The 20,095-nt window shown below is 67.2% G+C and carries 22 protein-coding genes and 1 tRNA gene; 12 read left to right on the forward strand and 11 right to left on the reverse strand.

Going from position 1 to position 20,095, the window contains the following annotated elements:
• Positions 1 to 195 precede the first annotated feature (195 nt).
• From M1K48_RS07315 to M1K48_RS07325, 3 genes are all read left to right on the forward strand, one after another.
• Entirely contained in the window at positions 196 to 471 is a 276-nt protein-coding gene (locus tag M1K48_RS07315; protein WP_249453944.1) for a hypothetical protein, read from the forward strand.
• An 82-nt stretch (positions 472 to 553) separates the two neighbouring features.
• Positions 554 to 856, forward strand: a complete 303-nt coding sequence (locus M1K48_RS07320) for an alkylphosphonate utilization protein (protein ID WP_249453946.1) — start codon at positions 554 to 556, stop codon at positions 854 to 856.
• A gap of 43 nt (positions 857 to 899) precedes the next feature.
• Positions 900 to 1,526: a hypothetical protein gene (locus M1K48_RS07325; RefSeq protein ID WP_249453948.1), complete on the forward strand. Its 627-nt coding sequence runs from the start codon at positions 900 to 902 to the stop codon at positions 1,524 to 1,526.
• 71 nt (positions 1,527 to 1,597) lie between these two features.
• Here M1K48_RS07325 and groL read toward each other — a convergent pair whose 3' ends face one another.
• The 5 genes from groL to M1K48_RS07350 all read right to left on the reverse strand — a co-directional run bounded on the left by groL (position 1,598) and on the right by M1K48_RS07350 (position 6,297).
• On the reverse strand, positions 1,598 to 3,241 hold the full coding sequence (gene groL / locus M1K48_RS07330) for a chaperonin GroEL (RefSeq protein WP_249453950.1): 1,644 nt from the start codon (positions 3,239 to 3,241) through the stop codon (positions 1,598 to 1,600).
• A gap of 65 nt (positions 3,242 to 3,306) precedes the next feature.
• Entirely contained in the window at positions 3,307 to 3,594 is a 288-nt protein-coding gene (gene groES, locus M1K48_RS07335) for a co-chaperone GroES (RefSeq protein ID WP_249453952.1), read from the reverse strand.
• Between the two features lie 100 nt (positions 3,595 to 3,694).
• Positions 3,695 to 5,086, reverse strand: coding sequence for an MATE family efflux transporter (locus M1K48_RS07340; RefSeq protein WP_249453954.1), 1,392 nt, complete (start codon positions 5,084 to 5,086; stop codon positions 3,695 to 3,697).
• A 39-nt stretch (positions 5,087 to 5,125) separates the two neighbouring features.
• On the reverse strand, positions 5,126 to 5,959 hold the full coding sequence (locus M1K48_RS07345; RefSeq protein WP_249453956.1) for an SMI1/KNR4 family protein: 834 nt from the start codon (positions 5,957 to 5,959) through the stop codon (positions 5,126 to 5,128).
• 89 nt (positions 5,960 to 6,048) lie between these two features.
• Entirely contained in the window at positions 6,049 to 6,297 is a 249-nt protein-coding gene (locus M1K48_RS07350) for a hypothetical protein (RefSeq protein WP_249453958.1), read from the reverse strand.
• A gap of 153 nt (positions 6,298 to 6,450) precedes the next feature.
• Here M1K48_RS07350 and M1K48_RS07355 point away from each other — a divergent pair, with 153 nt between their 5' ends.
• Complete coding sequence (locus tag M1K48_RS07355) at positions 6,451 to 7,395, forward strand: LysR family transcriptional regulator (protein ID WP_249453960.1); 945 nt, start codon at positions 6,451 to 6,453, stop codon at positions 7,393 to 7,395.
• Here M1K48_RS07355 and M1K48_RS07360 read toward each other — a convergent pair.
• The gene (locus tag M1K48_RS07360) at positions 7,355 to 8,023 is read right to left on the reverse strand and encodes an RlmE family RNA methyltransferase (protein WP_249453962.1); all 669 of its coding nucleotides are present in this window, start codon (positions 8,021 to 8,023) and stop codon (positions 7,355 to 7,357) included. The two genes, M1K48_RS07355 and M1K48_RS07360, sit on opposite strands and share 41 nt — an antisense overlap.
• Positions 8,024 to 8,057: 34 nt before the next feature.
• A complete protein-coding gene (locus M1K48_RS07365) occupies positions 8,058 to 9,113 on the reverse strand; it encodes a Ppx/GppA phosphatase family protein (RefSeq protein ID WP_249453965.1) in 1,056 nt (351 codons plus the stop codon).
• 163 nt (positions 9,114 to 9,276) lie between these two features.
• Here M1K48_RS07365 and M1K48_RS07370 point away from each other — a divergent pair.
• A tRNA-Gln gene (locus M1K48_RS07370) sits at positions 9,277 to 9,350 on the forward strand.
• Positions 9,351 to 9,485: 135 nt separating this feature from the next.
• Complete coding sequence (locus M1K48_RS07375) at positions 9,486 to 9,992, forward strand: DUF2171 domain-containing protein (RefSeq protein WP_249453967.1); 507 nt, start codon at positions 9,486 to 9,488, stop codon at positions 9,990 to 9,992.
• A 111-nt stretch (positions 9,993 to 10,103) separates the two neighbouring features.
• On the opposite strand, the gene M1K48_RS07380 is transcribed toward M1K48_RS07375, so the two are convergent.
• The 4 genes from M1K48_RS07380 to typA form a co-directional block, all read right to left on the reverse strand.
• Positions 10,104 to 11,396: a L,D-transpeptidase family protein gene (locus M1K48_RS07380; protein ID WP_249453968.1), complete on the reverse strand. Its 1,293-nt coding sequence runs from the start codon at positions 11,394 to 11,396 to the stop codon at positions 10,104 to 10,106.
• A gap of 58 nt (positions 11,397 to 11,454) precedes the next feature.
• Complete coding sequence (locus tag M1K48_RS07385; protein WP_249453970.1) at positions 11,455 to 11,961, reverse strand: LytR/AlgR family response regulator transcription factor; 507 nt, start codon at positions 11,959 to 11,961, stop codon at positions 11,455 to 11,457.
• Between the two features lie 160 nt (positions 11,962 to 12,121).
• Positions 12,122 to 12,775 (reverse strand): cell wall hydrolase, encoded by a 654-nt coding sequence (locus M1K48_RS07390; RefSeq protein WP_249453972.1) that lies wholly within the window; start codon positions 12,773 to 12,775, stop codon positions 12,122 to 12,124.
• A gap of 477 nt (positions 12,776 to 13,252) precedes the next feature.
• Positions 13,253 to 15,070, reverse strand: a complete 1,818-nt coding sequence (gene typA / locus M1K48_RS07395) for a translational GTPase TypA (RefSeq protein ID WP_249453974.1) — start codon at positions 15,068 to 15,070, stop codon at positions 13,253 to 13,255.
• A 76-nt stretch (positions 15,071 to 15,146) separates the two neighbouring features.
• Between typA and M1K48_RS07400 the strand changes: the two genes are divergently transcribed.
• The 6 genes from M1K48_RS07400 to M1K48_RS07425 all read left to right on the forward strand — a co-directional run bounded on the left by M1K48_RS07400 (position 15,147) and on the right by M1K48_RS07425 (position 20,078).
• Entirely contained in the window at positions 15,147 to 15,383 is a 237-nt protein-coding gene (locus M1K48_RS07400; RefSeq protein WP_249453976.1) for a plasmid stabilization protein, read from the forward strand.
• Between the two features lie 2 nt (positions 15,384 to 15,385).
• Complete coding sequence (locus M1K48_RS07405) at positions 15,386 to 16,573, forward strand: MFS transporter (protein WP_249453978.1); 1,188 nt, start codon at positions 15,386 to 15,388, stop codon at positions 16,571 to 16,573.
• A 72-nt stretch (positions 16,574 to 16,645) separates the two neighbouring features.
• Positions 16,646 to 17,083, forward strand: coding sequence for a hypothetical protein (locus M1K48_RS07410; RefSeq protein ID WP_249453980.1), 438 nt, complete (start codon positions 16,646 to 16,648; stop codon positions 17,081 to 17,083).
• Positions 17,080 to 17,949, forward strand: coding sequence for a 3-methyl-2-oxobutanoate hydroxymethyltransferase (gene panB / locus M1K48_RS07415; RefSeq protein WP_249453982.1), 870 nt, complete (start codon positions 17,080 to 17,082; stop codon positions 17,947 to 17,949). The genes M1K48_RS07410 and panB overlap by 4 nt, the downstream gene beginning before the upstream one ends.
• A 97-nt stretch (positions 17,950 to 18,046) precedes the next feature.
• Positions 18,047 to 18,742, forward strand: coding sequence for a tetratricopeptide repeat protein (locus tag M1K48_RS07420; protein WP_249453984.1), 696 nt, complete (start codon positions 18,047 to 18,049; stop codon positions 18,740 to 18,742).
• A 16-nt stretch (positions 18,743 to 18,758) separates the two neighbouring features.
• On the forward strand, positions 18,759 to 20,078 hold the full coding sequence (locus tag M1K48_RS07425; RefSeq protein ID WP_249453986.1) for a PQQ-like beta-propeller repeat protein: 1,320 nt from the start codon (positions 18,759 to 18,761) through the stop codon (positions 20,076 to 20,078).
• Positions 20,079 to 20,095 lie beyond the last annotated feature (17 nt).

Here is a 20,095-nt window from a genome sequence, read left to right on the forward strand (position 1 = left end):
ACGATATAAAGATATCTTTATATCTACAAGCGTTTGCGTGTCCGATTTCGGTTCGTCGCAAAAGAGAATTGCGTCGACGCCTCCTCTCACCTAAATCCGCGCGCTGGCCAGACCCAAATATGGGCCGGTCGCTTGGGGACCCGAGCTCGTCTCAAGGGAGCGACGGACCCGAAAACATAGGGATGGAAACCGATTATGAAGAAGATCGCTATCGCCGCCGTTGCGGTTCTGGGTCTCGGCCTCGCCGCTTGCCAGGACAATGCTGCTGACAACGCCGTCTCGACCGAGAACACGATCGAGACCGAAGCTGCGGCTGACACCAATGCCGCCATTGCCGGCACCGAGAACCTCGGCGCCGCTGCGGACAACGCCCTCGACGCTGCTGGCAACAGCCTGTCGAACGCCGGCAACTCGATCGAGAATGCCGCTGAGGACGTCGCCAACGGCCAGGACAACGTTGCGGGTCAGTAAGACCTTCGACGCCTGACAAGGCATCAAGGGAGGGCCGTCCGGGAGACCGGGCGGCCCTTTCTCATTGGAAGGAAGCGGAGCGGTGAGCGACGACGATTACGTCTATCACGAGGAAAGCGGCGAGTGGCTGCCGGCGACCGAAGTGGCTCGGCGCGACGCTGTAGCGGCGACGGTCGAGGTGCGCGACGCGGTCGGCAACCTGCTTACCGACGGCGACCAGGTGACGCTGATTAAGGACCTCGAGGTCAAGGGCGCGGGGCAGACGCTCAAGCGGGGAACGCTGATCAAGTCGATCCGCCTGACCGGCGATGCGCAGGAGATCGACTGCAGGTTCGACGGGATCAAGGGGCTGGTCCTCCGCGCCGAGTTCGTCCGCAAGCGCTGAGAGGCGCTGGCGTTGGCGCCGGGGGCCGGTCATGGTGCGGAGGATGAAGCATTTCCTCGACCGTGAGTGGCTGGCGCCCAACGTGATGCGGGTGGCGATCGATCCGGCCGTCGCCGCAGGCTTCGCCGACCTTGCGGCCGAGATCGTTCCCGCCGCCTATCACGTCGAGCGGCCGGACTGGAACAGCGACATCCGCTGGATCTCGGCGGCCGAGGAAGCGAGCTTCGCGCGATTCCAAGCGGCGTTCGATGCACTTGAGGTGGCGCGGCACGTGACCGACTACGTCGCCGTCGACCACGCCATCCGGCTGTACCAGGGCTTCGTGGTGGCGCGCAGCCACTGCCGCGAGCCCGACTTCCACGTCGACTGGGACGCGACCGGCAACCAGGCCTTTACCCTGGTCACCCCGATCGGGACCCCGAAGCCCGGCTTCGGGTTGCTCTACAAGACGCTGACCGGGGAGACGCGCAGCTATGATTACCGCGAGGGCGAGGCGGTGATCTTCGGCGACCAGTTCCTGCACTCGACCCAGCCCGGTTGCTCCGATGCGCCGACCGCGCTGCTGAGCTTCACCTTCGGCACCGACCGGATGGAGGACTGGCGCGCGATCCGGAGGACCGCCGGTTTCCAGGGCGGGCGGGTGCGACGGCCGGACGGAATGCTGGTCTAGCGGCACAAGAAAAGGGCCCCGGCATATGCTGCCGAGGCCCTTCCCGTTTCTTCGCGATGAAGTGGCGGGACTTAGAAGTCCATGCCGCCCATGCCGCCCATGCCGCCGGGCATGCCGCCGGCCGAGGGCTTGTCTTCCGGGAGCTCGCTGATCGCCGCTTCGGTGGTGATCAGCAGGCCGGCGACCGAAGCCGCGTCCTGGAGGGCGGTGCGGACGACCTTGGTCGGGTCGATCACGCCGGCCGACACCAGGTTCTCGTAGGTGTCGGTCTGGGCGTTGAAGCCGAGGTTGGCATCGTCGCCCTCGAGCAGTTTGCCCGAGATCACCGCACCGTCATGACCGGCGTTGGACGCGATCTGGCGGACCGGCGCGTAGAGCGCCTTGCGGATGATATCGACACCGCGGGTCTGGTCGTCGTTGGCGCCCTTGAGGCCTTCGATCGCCTTGGTGGCGTACAGCAGCGCCGTACCGCCGCCGGGGACGATGCCTTCCTCAACCGCGGCGCGGGTCGCATGCAGCGCGTCGTCGACGCGATCCTTGCGCTCCTTGACCTCGACTTCGGTCGAACCACCGACCTTGATCACGGCCACACCGCCGGCGAGCTTGGCGAGGCGCTCCTGGAGCTTCTCACGGTCATAGTCGCTGCTGGTGACTTCGATCTGCTGGCGGATCGCGCCGACACGGCCTTCGATCCCGGACTTGTCACCGGCGCCGTCGACGATGGTGGTGTTGTCCTTGTCGATAGTGACGCGCTTGGCGGTGCCGAGCATGCCAACCGTGACGTTCTCGAGCTTGATGCCGAGATCTTCCGAGATCATCTCGCCGCCGGTCAGGATCGCGATGTCCTCGAGCATCGCCTTGCGGCGATCACCGAAGCCCGGCGCCTTGACGGCCGCGACCTTGAGGCCGCCGCGCAGCTTGTTGACGACCAGGGTCGCCAGCGCTTCGCCTTCGATGTCCTCGGCGATGATCAGCAGCGGACGACCGCTCTGGACCACGGCTTCGAGGATCGGAAGCATCGCCTGCAGATTGCTGAGCTTCTTCTCGTGGATCAGGATGTACGGATCGGCGAGTTCGACCTGCATCTTCTCCGGGTTGGTGATGAAGTAGGGCGACAGGTAGCCGCGGTCGAACTGCATGCCTTCGACGACATCCAGCTCGAACTCGAGACCCTTGGCCTCCTCGACGGTGATGACGCCTTCCTTGCCGACCTTGTCCATGGCTTCGGCGATCTTCTCGCCGACTTCACGGTCGCCGTTGGCCGAGATGATGCCGACCTGGGCAACTTCCTGGCTGTTGGCGACGGGCTTGGAGCGGGCCTTGAGGTCCTCGACCACCTTCTGGACGGCGAGGTCGATGCCGCGCTTCAGGTCCATCGGGTTCATGCCGGCGGCGACCGACTTCATGCCCTCGCGGACGATCGCCTGGGCGAGCACGGTGGCGGTGGTGGTGCCGTCGCCGGCGATGTCGTTGGTCTTCGAGGCCACTTCGCGCAGCATCTGCGCACCCATGTTCTCGAACTTGTCCTTGAGCTCGATCTCCTTGGCGACGGTGACGCCGTCCTTGGTGATGCGCGGTGCGCCGAAGCTCTTGTCGATGACGACGTTGCGGCCCTTCGGCCCCAGCGTGACCTTGACCGCATCGGCGAGGATGTCGACGCCGCGAAGAATGCGCTCACGCGCGTCGCGGCTGAATTTCACGTCCTTGGCTGCCATGTGGCTACCCTTTCAGTTTTGAAGAATTGTGAGAAAAGAAAGTCGATTTTCCGAGCCGGCTGGCGTCAGTCAACGATGCCCAGGATGTCGCTTTCCTTCATGATGATCAGGTCTTCGCCGTCGACCTTGACCTCGGTGCCCGACCACTTGCCGAACAGGATGCGGTCGCCGGCCTTGACCTCGAGCGGAGTGACCACGCCCTGGTCGTTGCGGGCGCCGGTGCCGACCGAGACGACTTCGCCCTGCTGCGGCTTCTCTTGCGCCGTTTCGGGAATGATGATCCCGCCGGCGGTCTTTGCTTCTGCCTCGACCCTGCGGACGAGGACTCGGTCGTGAAGCGGCCTGAAAGCCATGTGCTAGCCCCTCTTGGTTGCTAAGGTGAATGGTTCCGCTGGCACTCACTTGGGGAGAGTGCCAGCGTCGGCCGGCATATGGTTGGAGGCCGACGGAACGTCAATGGGCGGCGGCGGAAACTAGTCCCAGCTTCTCGCGCCGCGACCAGCGCCACAGCATCAGGACGGCGACGATGGCCAGGCCGAGCGCAAGTCCGATCCAGATCCCGCGCCCGCGCAGCGGTGTCTCGAACGCCAGCCAGGCGCCGACCCCGATGCCTACCGCCCAATAGCCGAAGGCGGCGAAGAACATCGGCACCCGGGTGTCGTGCAGTCCGCGCAGGATCGAGGCCCCCACCACCTGCGCCCCGTCGGCGAACTGGAACACGGCGGCGATCAGCAGGAACTGCACCGCCAGCGCTAGCACGGCCGCGCTGTCGGGCTTGCTCATGTCGAGGAACAGGGCGGCCAGCCATCCCGGGAACAGCCACATAATGGCGGCCGAAGCGAGCGAGAATACGAGTGCGAAAGCGATCGCGACCCGCCCTGCCCTGGTGACCCACAAGAGGTCGCGCGCGCCATGCCCGTAGCCGACCCGCACCGTCGCCGCCTGGGATAGGCCCAGGGGCACCATGAACATCAATGCCGCAAGCTGCAGCGCGATCACGTGCGCCGCCACGCTGGTGGTGTCGATCAGTCCCATCAACACGACAGCAGCGCTGAACACGCCGACCTCGAAGCTCCAGGTCAGGCTGATTGGAATGCCGAGCTTGGCCAGTTCCTTGAACCGTGGCCAGTCGGCGCGCCACCAGTGACCGAACAGGTGCATCATTCGAAGTCGCGGCAGGCGCGCGGCGGCGAGCACCATCAGGGCGAGCATGGCGATGTTGGTAATGACCGTGGCGAACGCGCTGCCCTCAAAACCGAGCCTCGGCAGGCCGAAGTGGCCAAAGATCAGGCCGTAGTTAAGGAAGGCATTGAGCGCGACGCCGCCCAGTGCCACCACCAGCGGCACCCAGGCGCGGCTGAAGGCGGTCAGCAGGTTCCGCATCAGGAAACCGAGCAGGGTCGGCCACAGCGCCCATTGCAGCACGTCCATGAACTCGCCGGCGTCGCGGCTGAGCTTCGGCTCCTGCCCGAGCAGGAGGAACAGAGGCTCGGCAAAGGCCAGCAGGGCGGTGGCGATCGTAGCGTAGAAGGTGACCAGCCACAGGCCCATGCGGAAGCTGCGGCGACTGTCCCGCGCCGCGCCCTTGCGGCGGCCGAGCGCGCCCGCGATCATCGGCGAGATGGCGACCGACAGTCCGACCCCGGTCAGCAGCAGCAGATTGTAGAGGTTCACGGCCAGGGCGGCGGCGGCCAGCGGTTCGGGCCCCAGCCGGCCGAGCATCAGCACGTCGGTGGTGGTGATGGCGTTGGCGGCGAGGTTGGACAGGATCAGCGGCCAGGCCAGCGCAAAGGTGGCCGCGGCTTCCTCGCGGGTCGAACGGGGTGCGGTAGGAAGCGTCGGCATCGGCGCCGCTTAGCCGCGCGGCGGGCGGAGCGCGAGTGGCTAGAGGAACTGACTGGGCGCGCCTAGGAGCAGTCGCGCCCCTTCGTGGAAATGATCGACGGCGGGGGATTTCAGCCGGAACAGGCGCAGCCGCTGCTCCCCGGGGACGGCATCGAGGCGAAAGTTACCGGCTTCGAGCATGTCGGCGATCCAGCCGAGGAAGCCTCCCAGCGATGGCGCCAGCACCACCTTCACGTCCTCGTCGCGGCCGTAGAGAATGACCTGGCCGACCCGGCCGCCGGGCCAGGGATCGAAGTCGAGGCCGATATTGTTGCCCGACCCGTCGGCGGTCAGCGGGACCCGGGCCGGACTGATGTAGGCGGGATCGACCGCCCCGGCGGGCCAACCGGCGCCGGGGAGGGCGTAGCGATCGCCCTTGAACGACACGAGCAACTGCTGCCACGCCTGCCAGTCTCCGGCGGCATGCTCGAGCGAGAGGAGCGGCAGGCCGTAGATATGACCCCAGCGGTCGTCATTCTCGCCATTGTGCCACCCGTATAGCTGGCGCCACGCCCTGGGCATCGTGCGGCGGACGGCCCTCTCGAAAGCGACGATCTGCGTCTCTGTCGCAGGCGGGTTCCACCTGTACTTGTCCGCCGGAAGATGCGCTGCGCTCCAGGCGTCGAGGCGGGCCAGGATCGGTCCGATATCTTCGTTCAGCATCGGCGCCGGCTGGCCTGCCGGACGGCTTGGCGCCCCCTTCGGCACGCCAGCCGGCCCCCTCGTCATATTGCGCATCGCGCAGGCGGTGGGTGCCAAGCCCGCGGCGAGAGCGGCGCCTGCGATCGATCCGCCGATCAGCAGGCGGCGCCGGTTGCGGTCAGGTTCGTCCATCCGTCCGGCTGCTTACCGGATCAGGTCCTAACGTCTGCTTGCCCGCTGCCGCGGACCGCCCAGGGCGCCGGACCGGTTTCCCGCCGCCCTCAGCGCGGACGGACCGGAGTGGCGTCGGCGGTGCGCAAAGGCCGTGGCGTGGCCTCGGCACGCTGTTCGGCAAGAAAGCGCGCACGGACCTCGGCCCGGCACGCCTTAGCCAGGCGCTGGCCTTCGAGATCGGTGTTGGACACGCTGCAAAGGTCGGCAACGCGGTCCTGCAGCGAAGCAGGCGCGGCGGCAGCGGCGGGCGCCGCGAGCAGCGTCGCGGCAAGCGTGATCGGAATGCTGTTCTTCATGTCATCCACCTGTCGGTTGACGGGTTGCTAGGATGACGCCGGCGTCTGGACCCTCATGTAGGCGCTTGACCGACCGGGCGTGAGCATTGTTGTCGCCGACCGGTTCGTCACTTTTGCATAACCGCCAGCGCGCGAGATGCGGTAGAAGACGGCATGACGCGCGAACCGGAATGGAGCGACTGGCGGGTGTTCCTGGCGGTGGCCAGGCATGGCAGCACGCTGGGCGCGGGCAAGGCGCTGCGAATGAGCCAGTCGACCGCCGCACGGCGGGTGTCAGCGCTGGAGGAAGCGCTGGCGGTGCGCTTGTTCGAGCGGCGCGCGCAAGGCTACCGCCTGACCGACGCCGGCGAGGCTGTACTGCCGCTGGCCCATGCACTGGAAGCTGCCGCGCTATCCGCCGAGGAACGCGCCAGGGCCCAGGCACGGGCGCTGGGCGGGACTGTCCGGATTACCTCCGAGGAGGTGTTCGCGGTGACCCTGCTGACGCCGTGGCTGCGCGAACTGCACCTCGCCCATCCCGAGGTCAGAATCGAGCTCGACTGCACCCGCGAGCTTCGCGACCTGGGGGCGGGCGAGGCCGACATCGCGCTGCGCTCGACCAGCAAGGCGCAGCCCGAGGGACTGGTCGGGCGGGTCCTGCAGGACGATGACTGGGCACTCTATTGCAGCCGCGACTATGCCGCACAGCAGGGGCTACCCGCGAGCCGGCGCGATCTCCTCCACCACAACATCATCGGCGGCGGCGGCGGCGGGCTGTGGCGGGTCTATTCGGGGTGGCTGGAGGAGATGGGCCTGCTCGACCGGGTGACGATGCAGTATGACGGGAGCAACGGCCTGCTGTCGGGGATCAAGTCGGGCCTGGGCGTCGGCGTGCTGCCCTGCATCGTCGCGCGGGCCGATCCCGACCTGCTGCAATGCCTTCGCCCGATGAGCCAGCACGAACGCAAATTGTGGCTGCTGACGCACGAGCGGGTACGCCACAATCCCAACGTCCGGCTGGTGACCGACTTCCTTTACGAGCGGCTGATGCGGCACATTCGCGCCACCGATCCGGAGCTCAGTCCTCCGCCGGAACCGCTTCTTCGCGCCGTCCCTTGAAGCCCTGCGCGACAACATACCATTCGCTCGAATCCTTGCGGCTGGCGGGCGGCTTGGCGTGCTTCACCGTGGTGAAGTACTTCTTGAGTTCGGCCAGCAGCTGGTGGTCGGTCCCGCCCGCAAGCACCTTGGCGACATAAGCGCCGCCTGGCTTCAGCACATCTTTGGCGAATTCGAGGCCTAGCTCCACCAGCCCCATGGTACGCAGGTGATCGGTCTGGGGATGGCCGACGGTATTGGCCGCCATGTCGGACAGCACGATGTCCGCCTCCCCGCCGAGCGCTTCCTTGAGGCGCGCGTCGGCATCCTCGTCGGTGAAATCCATGTGGAGGATGGTGACGCCGTCGAGCGGCGTGACCTCGAGGAAATCGATCCCCACCACCGCTGCCGCCGGGCACTTCTTGCGCACCACCTGGCTCCACCCGCCCGGCGCGATGCCGAGGTCGACCACGGCCTTCGAGCCGCGCAGGAATTTGAACTTCTCGTCCAGTTCAATGAGCTTGTAGGCGGCGCGGCTGCGATAGCCCTCGGCCTTGGCCTTCTTGACGTAGGGGTCGTTCAACTGGCGCTGGAGCCACTTGGTGGAGCCGACCTTGCGGCCCTTGGCGGTCTTGACGCGGGTGTTCATCGCAGGGCGCTCCGGTTGGTGGGGTGGGCGCTGCTCAAAGAACGTGTCCGTCGCGGGCCATCAGGCTGCGCAATATGCCTTCGCGGATCCCGCGGTCGGCGATGCCGAGGTGGGCGGCGGGCCAGATGTCGAGGATCGCTTCGAGGATCGCGCAGCCGGCGACCACCAGGTCGGCCCGCTCCGAACCGATGCAGGGCAGCGCCGAGCGGCCCTGAAAGTCCATCTCCGCGATGCTGGTGGAAATCTCCCGCATCGCCGCAATCGGCACGTGGAGGCCGTCGACCGCCCGGCGGTCGTAGCTCGGCAGCGCGAGGTGGACCGAGGCGAGCGTGGTGACTGTGCCGCTGGTGCCGAGCAGACGGATGTTTTCGGTCCGCTCGGGCAGCATTTCGGTGAAGCGGTCGAAGGCCCGCGACGCCCGAGTCCGCATCCGGGCATAGGCCGCGACCCGGTCCGGCCCCTCGATCGCCGCCCTGCCCTCGCTCTCGGTCAGCGACACGACACCCCACGGCGCGCTCCACCAGGCCTTGATCCGGGGGTTGCCGTCAGGTCCGCCGGGTTCGACCAGCACGAGCTCGGTCGAGCCGCCGCCGATGTCGAAGATGATCGCCGGCCCGTCGCCGGGCTCAAGCAACTTGTGGCAGCCGAGAACGGCTAGGCGGGCTTCCTCCTGGGGAGCGATGATCTCCAGCGCGATGCCGGTTTCCTCGCGCACCCGCTCGATGAAGTGGCGGCCGTTGGCGGCGCGGCGGCAGGCTTCGGTGGCGACCGATCGGGCGAGGCCGACGCGGCGGCGGCGCAGCTTGTCCGAGCACACGCCAAGCGCCTCGACCGCGCGATCCATCGCATCCTGAGTCAGGCGACCGCTGGAGGCGAGGCCTTCACCCAGCCGGACGATGCGGGAAAAAGCGTCGACGACGGTGAAGCCGCCGGAAGACGGGCGCGCGATCAGCAGACGGCAGTTATTGGTGCCCAGATCGATCGCGGCATAAGGCTGCTGCGGCGGCGGGTTCGCCACGGCGGTGCGATTTCGCTCTCGGTGCCCGGCCGGACGATCCGGCATCGGCGCGCTGGCAAGGTGGGATGCCATCGCAACTGTTCCATCAACTCTGCACCGCCCGAATGAACCCCGAACGGCTGACTTGCCGGCAGGCTTAAGCCAGATTGCATCACTGGCGCAAGTTGCCGCAAAGACGTTGACAGCTTGGGACCGGCCCCCTAGCTGCGCCCTGTCGTCGCGGCCAGGCGCGTGATGCCCGATCGTCTAATGGTAAGACTACGGACTCTGACTCCGTCAATCGTGGTTCGAATCCACGTCGGGCATCCATATTTCCCTTTGGCACCGTCCCTTCAGGGAACTGGTCGCGTCCCCGTCTCTCTTTGGCGGCAAAGGTAATCCTGCGTTAGAACCTCGGCATCCTCCGGTTGTTTACCCACGTGAACAGTCCATCGGAGAACATCTATGACCATCCGTTTTGCCTCCAGGCTTGTCCTTCCGCTTGCGATTGCGCTTGCAGTGCCCGCGATTGCAGTCGCGCAGGCCGCTCCAATCACGCCCGGCATGCAGGTGGTCGATCCCAGCGGCGGCGTGGTCGGTACGGTTTCGTCGGTCAGGGGCGACCAGCTGGTGGTCAAGACCGATCGGCTTGAGGTGCTGCTGCCGGCCACTTCCTTCACACCGAACCAGGGCAAGCTGCTGTTCGCGCTGACCCAGGCACAGCTGAATGCGCAAACCGAAGCTGCGCAGGCCGCCGCTAATGCCAAGCTGGTCGCCGGCACCAGCGTCTACGGCCCGAACGGAACGCTGGCCGGAACGATCGACTCGATCGATGCCGAGACCGTCACGCTCAAGCTCACCTCCGGCAAGCTGGTGAAGATGGCGCGAAATTCGATCGCGCCGAGCGAGCAGGGTGCGGTGCTCGGCGTCAGCGCCGCCGAACTCGAGCGCCTGGCGGGCGGCGCCAGCTGATCTGATAGGATGAGGGCAGGTAGCGAGCCGCCCCTGCCCTCATCCCGTAAGAAGCAAGAGCCAGCGGTTCAGTGCCGCTGGCTCTTCACGTTCAGTCGTAGCTGTCCTGAATTAGTTCGCTGCCGCCAACAGGGCGTCGCCACCTGAATCGAGGCCATAGACGTCGGGAGCATAAGCGAGCGTGCCGTCGGCCTCCGGGCGCACCGTCAGGTAGGTCAGGTAGACCGGCACCGGAGTCGGAAGCGCGACGTTGAGTTCCGGGCGGTCGCTGGCCGCTACCGGCTCACGCCCCAGCAGCCAGCGGCCGAGCCGGGCGGCGTCTTCGAGCCGGACGCAGCCCGAACTGAAAGTGCGCTCGGCTTCCGCGAACAGTTGGCGGTCGGGGGTGTCGTGAAGGTAGATGCCCTTGTCGTTGGGGAATTCGAACTTCATGTCGCCCATCGAATTGCCCCGGCCCGGGCGCTGGCGGACGCGGGCCTCGACGGTGCCGGCGGCGACCGCCTTCCAGTCGACCGAGGCAGGGTCGACCACGGTCGCCGCCGCATCCCATTCCGACAGCACTTCGTAATTGCGCGAAGTGAACCAGCCGAGTCCGTTCTTCAGCACATTCTGCGCGATGTTCGTGGCGGCAAGGTCGACCGGCACGTTCCAGTAAGGATTGAAGGTGACTTGGCGCAGCGTGCCCGCCAGCAGCGGGGTCTTCATCGCCGGCTTGCCGACGACGACCTTCATCCGGTCGACGATCTCGCCGCCGTCGATCATCATCAGCTGCTGGCTGGCAACGTCGACCAAGACGAAACGTCCCGCCGACGGCAGCAGGCGCGAGCGTTCGAGACTAGCCTTCAAGGCGCGGGGCGGCGTGCCGAGCAGGCCGATGTCGCGGATCGCGGCATTGCGCAGGGCGGCATGGATCGGGTTCACCGCAACCGTCTGGCGAACGTGCGCGGCAAGGTCGGGCGCCGCAGCGGCAGCCTCGAGCACCTCGGCCGGGGTCGGGACGCGCGGGCTGAGCGAAGGGTCGGCGTAGATCATAGTCGCGCGGCCCGGCCATTTCAGCGCCTGAGCGTGAAGCACGAAGGCATTGCTCATCAGCTGCTCGGCCTCACGATCGGCGCCGGGGATGCCGTATTGCGCCTCGCCCAGCACGCGTTCGATGCTGGCGGCGAGGTCGGGACCCTGGACGAAGCCGTCGACTTCCGAGGTACGGAGCGCATGGATCAGCTCGCGCACGGCTTCGGGCGAGCGCAGCCACAAGGGCTGCTGGCGGGCGTCGTAGAAGCGCGCGACGGCGCTTGCCGCCGGCATTCGGTCGCTAGTCGTCGCGGCGTTGGCGGCGGATGCCGGGATGGCTCCGCCGAGCGCCGCTGCCAACAGGGCAGCGCCGAGAAACAGTCGATGCGGCACAGCGAAATATCCGTTTAATCAGTTGCTTGCCCGTTTAACGAACAGTTGACCCCAAGGTTCAATGGGCGGCGCCGCTGATCCAGCGCTCGAGTCTCGCTTTGAGACCCTGCCGCTCGGGAAGCGCGGCGCTGACCGGCAGCGGCTCGGGCTCCTCGTCGGGTTCGAACAACTGGAGATTGCGGGGCAAGCGGGGGCGCAGTGTCTCGCGGCCGCGCATGACGTCCTCGGCCAGCGCCAGGGCGCGGTGGACGTCGTTACCGGTGAAGGGCTTGAGCAGGATGCCCAGCGCCAGGTCGGGCATGGCGAAGCCAGGCGGGCGCCCGGTGACGAACAGGCACGGCACGCCGGCATCGTTGAGGCGCACCGCGACCGAGAAGCCGGTCGACCCGCGGGCGAGGTGAAGATCGACCAAAGCCAGGTCGGGCTGGCCGTGTTCGAGCAATTCGAGCGCGGAGGGCAGATCCTCGGCGATGCCGACCACCCGGTAACGCGGATTGTCCTCGACCAGATAGCGAAGCGTTTCGGCCAATGGCCGCTCGTCCTCGACGATCAATATCTTCAACACCTTGCACCCTCCCGGCGGCAAGGCCGCCCGGAATTAAGGGTTGCAGTGCGGAAGGCGAAAGCGAATCCCGCGTTGAGCAGGTTATCGCCGAAACGAGTGGGTACGGAGGCGAGACGCCATGACGTCAGCCTTGACGCCCCTTAAAGGGCGCCGCGGCGACTCAGCTGGCGCGATAGAAGATGTGGGCGCCGATCTTTTCGACCTTGGCCAGGCGTCGGCCCCAGCTCGGTGCGACATAGTCGGCATGGTACCACAGGACGTCGCCCGGCAACGCGTCGGCGAAATGGCCCACCGCGATGCGGGTGATCGCCTGAGCATAGGCCCAGGCCGCGCTGTCGCGGCGAACGGCGGGCATGTGGCCGGTACGGGGATTGACGAAACTGAACTGCCACGGCTGCTTGACCACCTGGCACCAGCCGGCCGGATAACGGCCCGAGGCGGCGCGGTTCATGATCACTTCGGCAACCGCCAACTGGCCACTAAGGGGCTCGCCGCGGGCTTCATGATAGACGGCGATGGCGATGCACTCCTCCTGCTCGGACAGCGCGGCGCCGGTCTGCTTGGCCCACACCATCGGCCACAGGCCGGTGTGGGTGACGGCGGGGCGGACATCGGTGGTGCCGGTGGGCGGGGTGGTGCCGGTAACCGCGCGCGGGACCGTCGAGAGAATCGCGGCGCGGCCGGGAACGACTGGCTGGAGGACGCCGGCGGGGGGGGGCGGGGTGACCTGAAGGATCGGGGCGGAAGCGATGGCGGCGGGATTGCTGGCCGGGGCAGTAGTGACTGCGACCGGAATGGCGGTGGTCGCTGACACTGGAGTGGCTGCGATCGTTGCGACCTGGGCCGCTGCGGGAGCAGCAAAGCCGGACACCGATAAAAGCAGTGCAATCGCGGGCACAGGGCCCAACGCCAAACGCTTGGTCAATTCATTCTCATATCCATGCGGTCGAGGGGTTTTGGCCGCGCTACACACCGCACCCCTCGGGTGCACCGGCCACTGCCCTCGTCCGACTTGCCTTGGCGCCCCGAAAATCGTGGGAAGCACCGTCGCTCTCGTTGTTGTGAGCGTCAGATATGGGAGATGCTGGCGCAGCACACCTGATAATGGTTGAGCCGGGCCTCGCACGGGACGAGTTGCCGGAACGGTTCCCAATTCGGGACGGGAGGCCGGTCAGGCCGAGCCGATCAAGCGGCGAACCGAAAATGGCTAGAAGGGAGCAGCGTCGCGAATCGACCTGACCGCCAAACTAGAAGGGCCCCGACTTGCCGTCGGAGCCCTACTGTTTCGTCGTTACGCGGCCTCGGATTTGCGCGACTGGCGCCGGCGCTCGTGCGGATCGAGGTGACGCTTGCGCAGCCGGATGACCTTGGGGGTCACCTCGACCAGTTCGTCGTCCTGGATGTAGGCGATCGCCTGTTCCAGCGTCATCCGGCGCGGCGGGGTCAGGCGGATGCCCTCGTCCTTGCCGCTGGCGCGGAAGTTGGTCAGCTGCTTCGACTTCAGGGGATTGACCTCGAGGTCCTGCGGCTTGGCATTCTCACCGATGATCATGCCTTCGTACAGCTCGTCGTTGGGGGCGATGAACAGCACCCCGCGCTCTTCCAGCATGTTGAGCGCATAGGCCTGCGCCTTACCCTTCTCCATCGAGATCAGGACGCCGTTCTGGCGGCCGGTGATGACGCCCTTGTAGGGGCCATACTTCTCGAACAGGCGGTTCATGATGCCGGTGCCGCGGGTGTCGGACAGGAATTCGCCGTGATAGCCGATCAGGCCGCGCGACGGGGCGCTGAAGGTCAGGCGGGTCTTGCCCGCGCCCGACGGCCGCATGTCGGTCATCTCCGCCTTACGCTGCGCCATCTTTTCGACGACCGTGCCCGAATGTTCGTCGTCGACGTCGATGACCACCGTCTCATACGGCTCCTCGCGGCCGTTGGGGCCGTCCTGGAACAGCACGCGCGGCCGGCTGATCGACAGTTCGAAGCCTTCGCGGCGAAGCGTCTCGATCACCACGCCGAGCTGCAGTTCGCCGCGGCCGGCGACTTCGAAGCTGTCGTTGTCGTGGGCGATGGTGACGCGGATCGCGACGTTGGTCTCGGCCTCGCGCTCGAGCCGTTCGCGGATCACGCGGCTCTGCACCTTGTCGCCGTCACGCCCGGCATAGGGGCTGTCGTTGACCGCGAAGCTCATCGCCAGCGTCGGCGGATCGATCGGGCGGGCCTTGATCGGGGTGGTGACCATCGGGTTGGCGATGGTGTTCGACACAGTGGCGTTCATCAGGCCGGCGATGGCGATGATGTCGCCCGCCTGGGCCTGCTCCACCGGTACCCGGTCGAGACCGTGGAAAGCGAAGATCTTGGTCGCGCGGCCTTCTTCGACGCGGGCGCCGTGGACGTCCAGCGCGCGGATCGGCTGATTGATGTGCAGCGTGCCCGATTCGACGCGCCCGGTCAGGATGCGGCCGAGGAACGGGTCGCGGTCGAGCAGGGTGACGAGCATCTTGAACTCGCCTTCGATCGGCAGGCCCGGCTCGGGAACGTGCGACACGATGGTCTCGAACAAGGGCGTCAGGTCGCCGTCTCGGACGGTGTCCTCACGGCCGGCGTAACCGGCGCGGCCCGAAGCGTAGAGCACCGGGAAGTCGAGCTGCTCGTCATTGGCTTCGAGGCTGAGGAACAGCTCGAACACTTCGTCGAGCACTTCGGCCGGGCGCGCGTCGGGGCGGTCAATCTTGTTGACCACGACGATCGGCTTGAGACCGAGGCCGAGCGCCTTGCCGGTGACGAACTTCGTCTGGGGCATCGGGCCTTCGGCGGCGTCGACCAGCAGGATCACGCCATCGACCATCGACAGGATGCGCTCCACCTCGGCGCCGAAATCGGCGTGGCCCGGGGTGTCGACGATGTTGATCCGCGTGTCGTTCCACTCGACCGAGGTACACTTGGCGAGAATAGTGATCCCGCGCTCTTTCTCGAGGTCGTTCGAATCCATCGCGCGCTCTTCGATGCGCTGGTTTTCGCGATAGGTGCCGGACTGGCGGAAGAGCTGGTCGACGAGCGTGGTCTTGCCGTGATCGACGTGGGCGATGATCGCCACGTTGCGGAGGGTCATTGCGATTTCCTTGGGAGAAGTTGGCGCGCCCTTAGCCGAATTGGTGCGTTGCAGCAATGGCAGAGAGGAGAGTGAAATGCCGCAGGGTGACAAGAGCGCCTATACCGACAAGCAGCGCCGCAAGGCCGCCGAGATCGAGAAAAGCTATGAGTCGCAAGGCCGTCCGGCGAAAGAGGCCGAGCGGATCGCCTGGGCGACGGTGAACAAGATGGATGGCGGCGGCAAGGAAGCCGGGTCTGGCCGATCGAGGAGTCGCAGCGAGGCCGCGAAGAAGGGCTGGGAGACGCGCCGGAAGAAGGCCGTTAAGTCGTAAAGGTGAACGCCGCCGGCTCCCGCCCCCGCCTCCCCCGCTCGGTCTGGGTGCTCGGCTTTGTCAGCCTCTTCATGGACCTGTCGAGCGAGATATTTCACGCGTTGCTACCCCTATTCGTGACGGTGACGCTGGGGGCCAGCGTGGCGGTGCTCGGCGCGATCGACGGGGTGGCCGAAGCGACCGCGAGCTTCGCCAAGCTGGCCGGCGGGCGACTGAGCGACCGGCAGGGCAAGCGCAAGCCTTGGATCCTCGCCGGCTACGGAATGGCGGCACTGACCAAGCCGCTGATGGCGCTGGCCGGATCGCCGCTGGCGGTGCTCGGTGCACGGCTGGTCGACCGCACCGCCAAGGGCCTACGCGGGGCCCCGCGTGACGCGCTGATCGCCGACGAAACGCCGCGCGAGAATCGCGGGGCCGCTTATGGGCTGAGGCAGAGCCTCGACACGGTCGGTGCCTTGCTGGCGCCGCTGGCCGCGGCGGGGCTGATGATCTGGTTGGCCGGCGACATCCGCAGCGTGTTCTGGATCGCGGTGATTCCGGCCTTCGTGTCGGTCGCTATCGCCTTGTTCTTCCTGCGCGAGCCCGCGCGCGAGGGCCCGGCACCCGCTCGCCAGCCTGTGCTCGGAAGCTTCCGCGACGTCGACAGAAGCTGCCGGCGGATCATCCTGGTCGCCTTTCTATTCACGCTGGCGCGCTTCTCCGAAAGCTTCCTGGTTCTGAAGGCGGTCGAGGCGGGACTTAGCCTGACCCTCGCGCCGCTGGTGCTGGTGGTGTTCAACCTGTCCTACGTCCTGTTGTCTTACCCGGCCGGCGCCTTGTCCGACCGGCGCGATCCGCGCGCGATCCTGACGGTCGGGATCGCGCTGCTGGTGGTCGGCAATGTCGTGCTGGCGACGACCGGCGGCCTGGCCGGGCTGGCGATCGGGGTCGGGCTGTGGGGCGCGCACATGGCGCTGACCCAGGGCCTGTTCGCGAAGCTGATCGCCGATGCCGCCCCGGCCGAGCTGCGCGCCACCAGCTTCGGCCTGTTCCACGTCGCGACCGGCGCGGCGCTGCTGCTGGCGAGCCTTGCCGCCGGGATGCTCTGGGATCACGAGGGCTCGGCGGCGACCTTCCTGGCGAGCGCGGCGGTGGCGGCCGGGGCCGGTGTGATGCTGTGGCTCCTCCCGAACCGCGACGCGGCTGCGTGACGCGGGCGGCGCGTTCCCAGCAACGGGCGGCTGCGTTATGGTGACGAGGGATTTCACGGGGGAGACTGAAAGATGACGGACGTGACGCTTGGCGCCGAACGCAGTCCGACGCGCGGCTATTGGATCGGGGCCGTGCTCTCGGCCCTATGGATGGCGATCGGCTGCACCATGTACCTGATCGAGGTGACCCTCGACCCGGCGACGCTTGCGCCCGACGTGCGCGCGATGACCGAGGCCATTCCCGAGTGGATGTGGGCGGCCTTCGCCCTGTCGGTCTGGGTCGGGCTCGCCGGCGCGGTCATGCTGCTCCTCCGGCGCCGGCTGGCGGTGCCACTGATCGGCTTTTCGGTGCTTGCCGAGCTGGTGCAGAATTCGGCCTATGTGGTGGATCCCGAACTCAAGGCGGCAACGCCGGACGGCTCGCTGATCCTTCCGCTGGTTATCACCGCCATCACCATCTGCGTGTTCCTGTTCGCCCTGAATGCGAGCCAGCGAGGAATCCTGCGTTGAGCACCTTTACCCTCGACACGGCGACCAGCCGCGCCACTCCGTCACCCGTTCCCGGCAAGCGGATGACGGTGCCGGGGATCAAGGGTCGCAAGAAGGACGGCACGACCGAGCGGCCGATCGTGATGCTGACCGCCTACACCATGCGGACCGCGCAATTGCTCGATCCGCATTGCGACCTGTTGCTGGTCGGGGACAGCCTTGGGCAGGTGATCTACGGCCTGCCCTCCACCGTGCCGGTGACGCTGGAGATGATGTGCGCTCATGGCGCCGCGGTGGTGCGCGGCAGCTGGCATGCGCTGGTCGCGGTCGACATGCCGTTCGGAAGCTATGAAGCGAGCCCCGAGCAGGCCTTCGCCAGCGCCGCGCGGGTGATGAAGGAAACCGGCTGCGCGGCGGTCAAGCTGGAGGGCGGCGAGGCGATGGCGCCGACCATCCGCTTCCTGGCCGAGCGCGGGATCCCGGTGATCGCCCATGTCGGGCTCACCCCGCAGGCAGTGAACGCGCTCGGCGGCTATGGCGCACGCGGGCGAAGTGAGGCGGAAGCGGCGAAGATCCTGCGCGATGCGCAAGCGGTGGCCGACGCCGGCGCCTTTGCCGTCGTGCTGGAAGGCGTGATGGAGGATCTGGCGACCGAAATCACCGGCAAGGTCGCGATTCCGACCATCGGCATCGGTGCCTCGGCGGCCTGCGACGGGCAGGTGCTGGTGACCGAGGACATGCTTGGCCTGTTCGAGCGCACACCGCGTTTCGTGAAGCGCTACGACGACCTTGCGACCCGCATCGGCGAAGCGGTGGAGCGCTATGCCGGGGAGGTCCGCGACCGCAGCTTCCCCACCGCCGACCAGACCTACCGGCCGAAGACCTAGCCGCTTCGCCCAAAACTGGTTAGGGAGCCCGATCTTCAAGCTCTCGTTCATCGGGCCCAGCCAATGAGCGTTTCACTGCATCGACACGAGGACTGACTTGGCACTAGCGCCCGGAGAAACCAGCGACACGTTCATCCGCGAGGTCGACGAGAGCCTTCGTCGCGACCAGGCGGAGGCGGTGTTCAAGCGCTACGGCACGTGGATCATCGCCGCGGCCGTGCTGCTTCTCGTCGCCGCCGGGGGCTTCCTGTTCTGGAAGAACCAGCAGGCCGAGCAGGCCGCCGTCAACAGCGAGCAGTTTTCTGCGATCCTGACCGAGGTCGGCGAGGGCAAGAGCAGCGACGACATCGCGCGCAAGCTCGACGTGTTGGCGGCCGAGGGCAACGGCTCGATGTCGGGCGCAGCGCGCCTGACCCGCGCCGCGCTGGCACTGCAGAAGAGCGATCGCGCGGCCGCCATCGCCCAGTATCGCGGGCTGATGGACGACGGCGACGTGCCGCAGACGGTGCGCGACACCGCGTCGATCCGCCTGACCCAGCTCGAATTCGACAGCCTCCAGCCGCAGCAGGTGATCGAGCGCCTGGCCCCGCTCGCGGTCAAGGACAGTGCCTGGTATGGCTCGGCCGGCGAACTGACCGCGTTGGCGATGATCAAGGCTAATCGCCGCCGCGAGGCCGCCAGCCTGCTGACCGGCATTGCCGCCGACACCAACGTTCCCGCTTCCCTTCGCGCCCGCGCCGAGCAGCTCGCCGCGGGCCTTTCCATCCCGGCCGCCCCCGCGGCGGCCCGTTGAGGACTGATCTAGCCCGATGATCCGCAAAGTCGTAACCCTCGCCCTCGCCGCCAGCATGCTGGCCGGATGCGGCATAGTCGGTAAGTCCCGTCCCAAGACTCCGGTCGTCGGCGACCGCGTGTCGGTGCTGTCGACCGACCCCGACGTGCAGGTCGATCCGGCCACGGCCGCCCTGCCCTTCTCCATCCCCGAAGCGGCGGTGAATCCGAGCTGGAACCAGCCGGGCGGCACCCCGTCCAAGTCGGCCGGGCACCCGGCGCTGGGTGCCAGCCTGGCCGAAGCGTGGAACGTGTCGATCGGCCAGGGCACCACGGTCGATTCGCGCCTTGCCGCGCCGCCGGTGATCTCGGGCGGCACCGTCTACACCGTCGACACCAGCGCCACCGTCCGCGCGTTCGACGCCGCGACCGGGGGCCAGCGCTGGGCGGCTCAGTTCGGAACCGAGCGCGGCAACAATGCCTCCCTGTTCGGCGGCGGAGTCGCGGTCGAAGGCGACCGGGTGTTCGCGACCAACGGGCTTGGCTTCGTCACCGCCCTCAGCACCGCCAACGGCGCCAAGCTGTGGGAGGTGCGGCCGGGCGGTCCGCTTCGCGGCGGGCCGACGGTGGTCGGCGACACGCTGTACGTGATGAGCCAGGACAACCAACTCTACAGCCTCAAGACCGCCGACGGCGGGACCAACTGGTCGGCGACCGCTGCTGTCGAGATCGCCGGAGTGTTCGGCACCGGGGCCCCGGCGTTCGAGCGCGGCACGGTGGTGGCCGGCTTCTCGAGCGGCGAACTCAACGCCTATCGCTTCGAGAACGGCCGCCTGGTGTGGCAGGACGCGCTGTCGCGCACCTCGATCTCGACCAGCGTTGCGACGCTGAGCGACATCGACGCCTCGCCGGTGATCGACAATGGCCAGGTGTTCGCGCTCGGCCAGGGTGGACGGATGGTCGCGCTCGACCTGGTCAGCGGGCAACGGATCTGGGAACTGAACCTGGCCGGCATCGCCACCCCGTGGATCGCCGGCGAGTGGCTGTTCGCGGTGACCGACGACGCCAAGCTGATGGCGATCAGCCGCAACAACGGCAAGATCCGCTGGATCAACCAGCTGCCCGCGTTCGAGAATCCCAAGGGCAAGAGGGGTCCGATCAGCTATGTCGGCCCGGTGCTGGCCGGCGGGCGGCTGATCCTGGCCGGGAGCAACGGCGTGATGGTCAACATCGACCCCGCGACCGGTGCGTTCCAGAGCCAGACCAATGTCGGTGCCTCGGTCAGCCAGGAGCTGTCGGTCGCCAACAACACGCTCTACGTGCTCGACGACAGGGGCCGGCTGCACGCCTACCGCTGAGCGGGAGGCGCGGGCGT

Source organism: Sphingomonas glaciei (assembly GCF_023380025.1).
GTDB classification, from domain to species: Bacteria; Pseudomonadota; Alphaproteobacteria; order Sphingomonadales; family Sphingomonadaceae; genus Sphingomicrobium; species Sphingomicrobium glaciei.

What these genes read in the sequence shown, in the direction of transcription:
- M1K48_RS07315 (WP_249453944.1), top strand. Translation starts at nt 196, where the DNA reads ATGAAGAAGATCGCTATCGCCGCCGTTGCGGTTCTGGGTCTCGGCCTC.
- M1K48_RS07325 (WP_249453948.1), top strand. Translation starts at nt 900, where the DNA reads ATGAAGCATTTCCTCGACCGTGAGTGGCTGGCGCCCAACGTGATGCGG.
- groL (WP_249453950.1), bottom strand. Translation starts at nt 3,241, where the DNA reads ATGGCAGCCAAGGACGTGAAATTCAGCCGCGACGCGCGTGAGCGCATT.
- groES (WP_249453952.1), bottom strand. Translation starts at nt 3,594, where the DNA reads ATGGCTTTCAGGCCGCTTCACGACCGAGTCCTCGTCCGCAGGGTCGAG.
- M1K48_RS07340 (WP_249453954.1), bottom strand. Translation starts at nt 5,086, where the DNA reads ATGCCGACGCTTCCTACCGCACCCCGTTCGACCCGCGAGGAAGCCGCG.
- M1K48_RS07345 (WP_249453956.1), bottom strand. Translation starts at nt 5,959, where the DNA reads ATGGACGAACCTGACCGCAACCGGCGCCGCCTGCTGATCGGCGGATCG.
- M1K48_RS07350 (WP_249453958.1), bottom strand. Translation starts at nt 6,297, where the DNA reads ATGAAGAACAGCATTCCGATCACGCTTGCCGCGACGCTGCTCGCGGCG.
- M1K48_RS07355 (WP_249453960.1), top strand. Translation starts at nt 6,451, where the DNA reads ATGACGCGCGAACCGGAATGGAGCGACTGGCGGGTGTTCCTGGCGGTG.
- M1K48_RS07360 (WP_249453962.1), bottom strand. Translation starts at nt 8,023, where the DNA reads ATGAACACCCGCGTCAAGACCGCCAAGGGCCGCAAGGTCGGCTCCACC.
- M1K48_RS07365 (WP_249453965.1), bottom strand. Translation starts at nt 9,113, where the DNA reads ATGGCATCCCACCTTGCCAGCGCGCCGATGCCGGATCGTCCGGCCGGG.
- M1K48_RS07375 (WP_249453967.1), top strand. Translation starts at nt 9,486, where the DNA reads ATGACCATCCGTTTTGCCTCCAGGCTTGTCCTTCCGCTTGCGATTGCG.
- typA (WP_249453974.1), bottom strand. Translation starts at nt 15,070, where the DNA reads ATGACCCTCCGCAACGTGGCGATCATCGCCCACGTCGATCACGGCAAG.
- M1K48_RS07400 (WP_249453976.1), top strand. Translation starts at nt 15,147, where the DNA reads ATGCCGCAGGGTGACAAGAGCGCCTATACCGACAAGCAGCGCCGCAAG.
- M1K48_RS07410 (WP_249453980.1), top strand. Translation starts at nt 16,646, where the DNA reads ATGACGGACGTGACGCTTGGCGCCGAACGCAGTCCGACGCGCGGCTAT.
- M1K48_RS07425 (WP_249453986.1), top strand. Translation starts at nt 18,759, where the DNA reads ATGATCCGCAAAGTCGTAACCCTCGCCCTCGCCGCCAGCATGCTGGCC.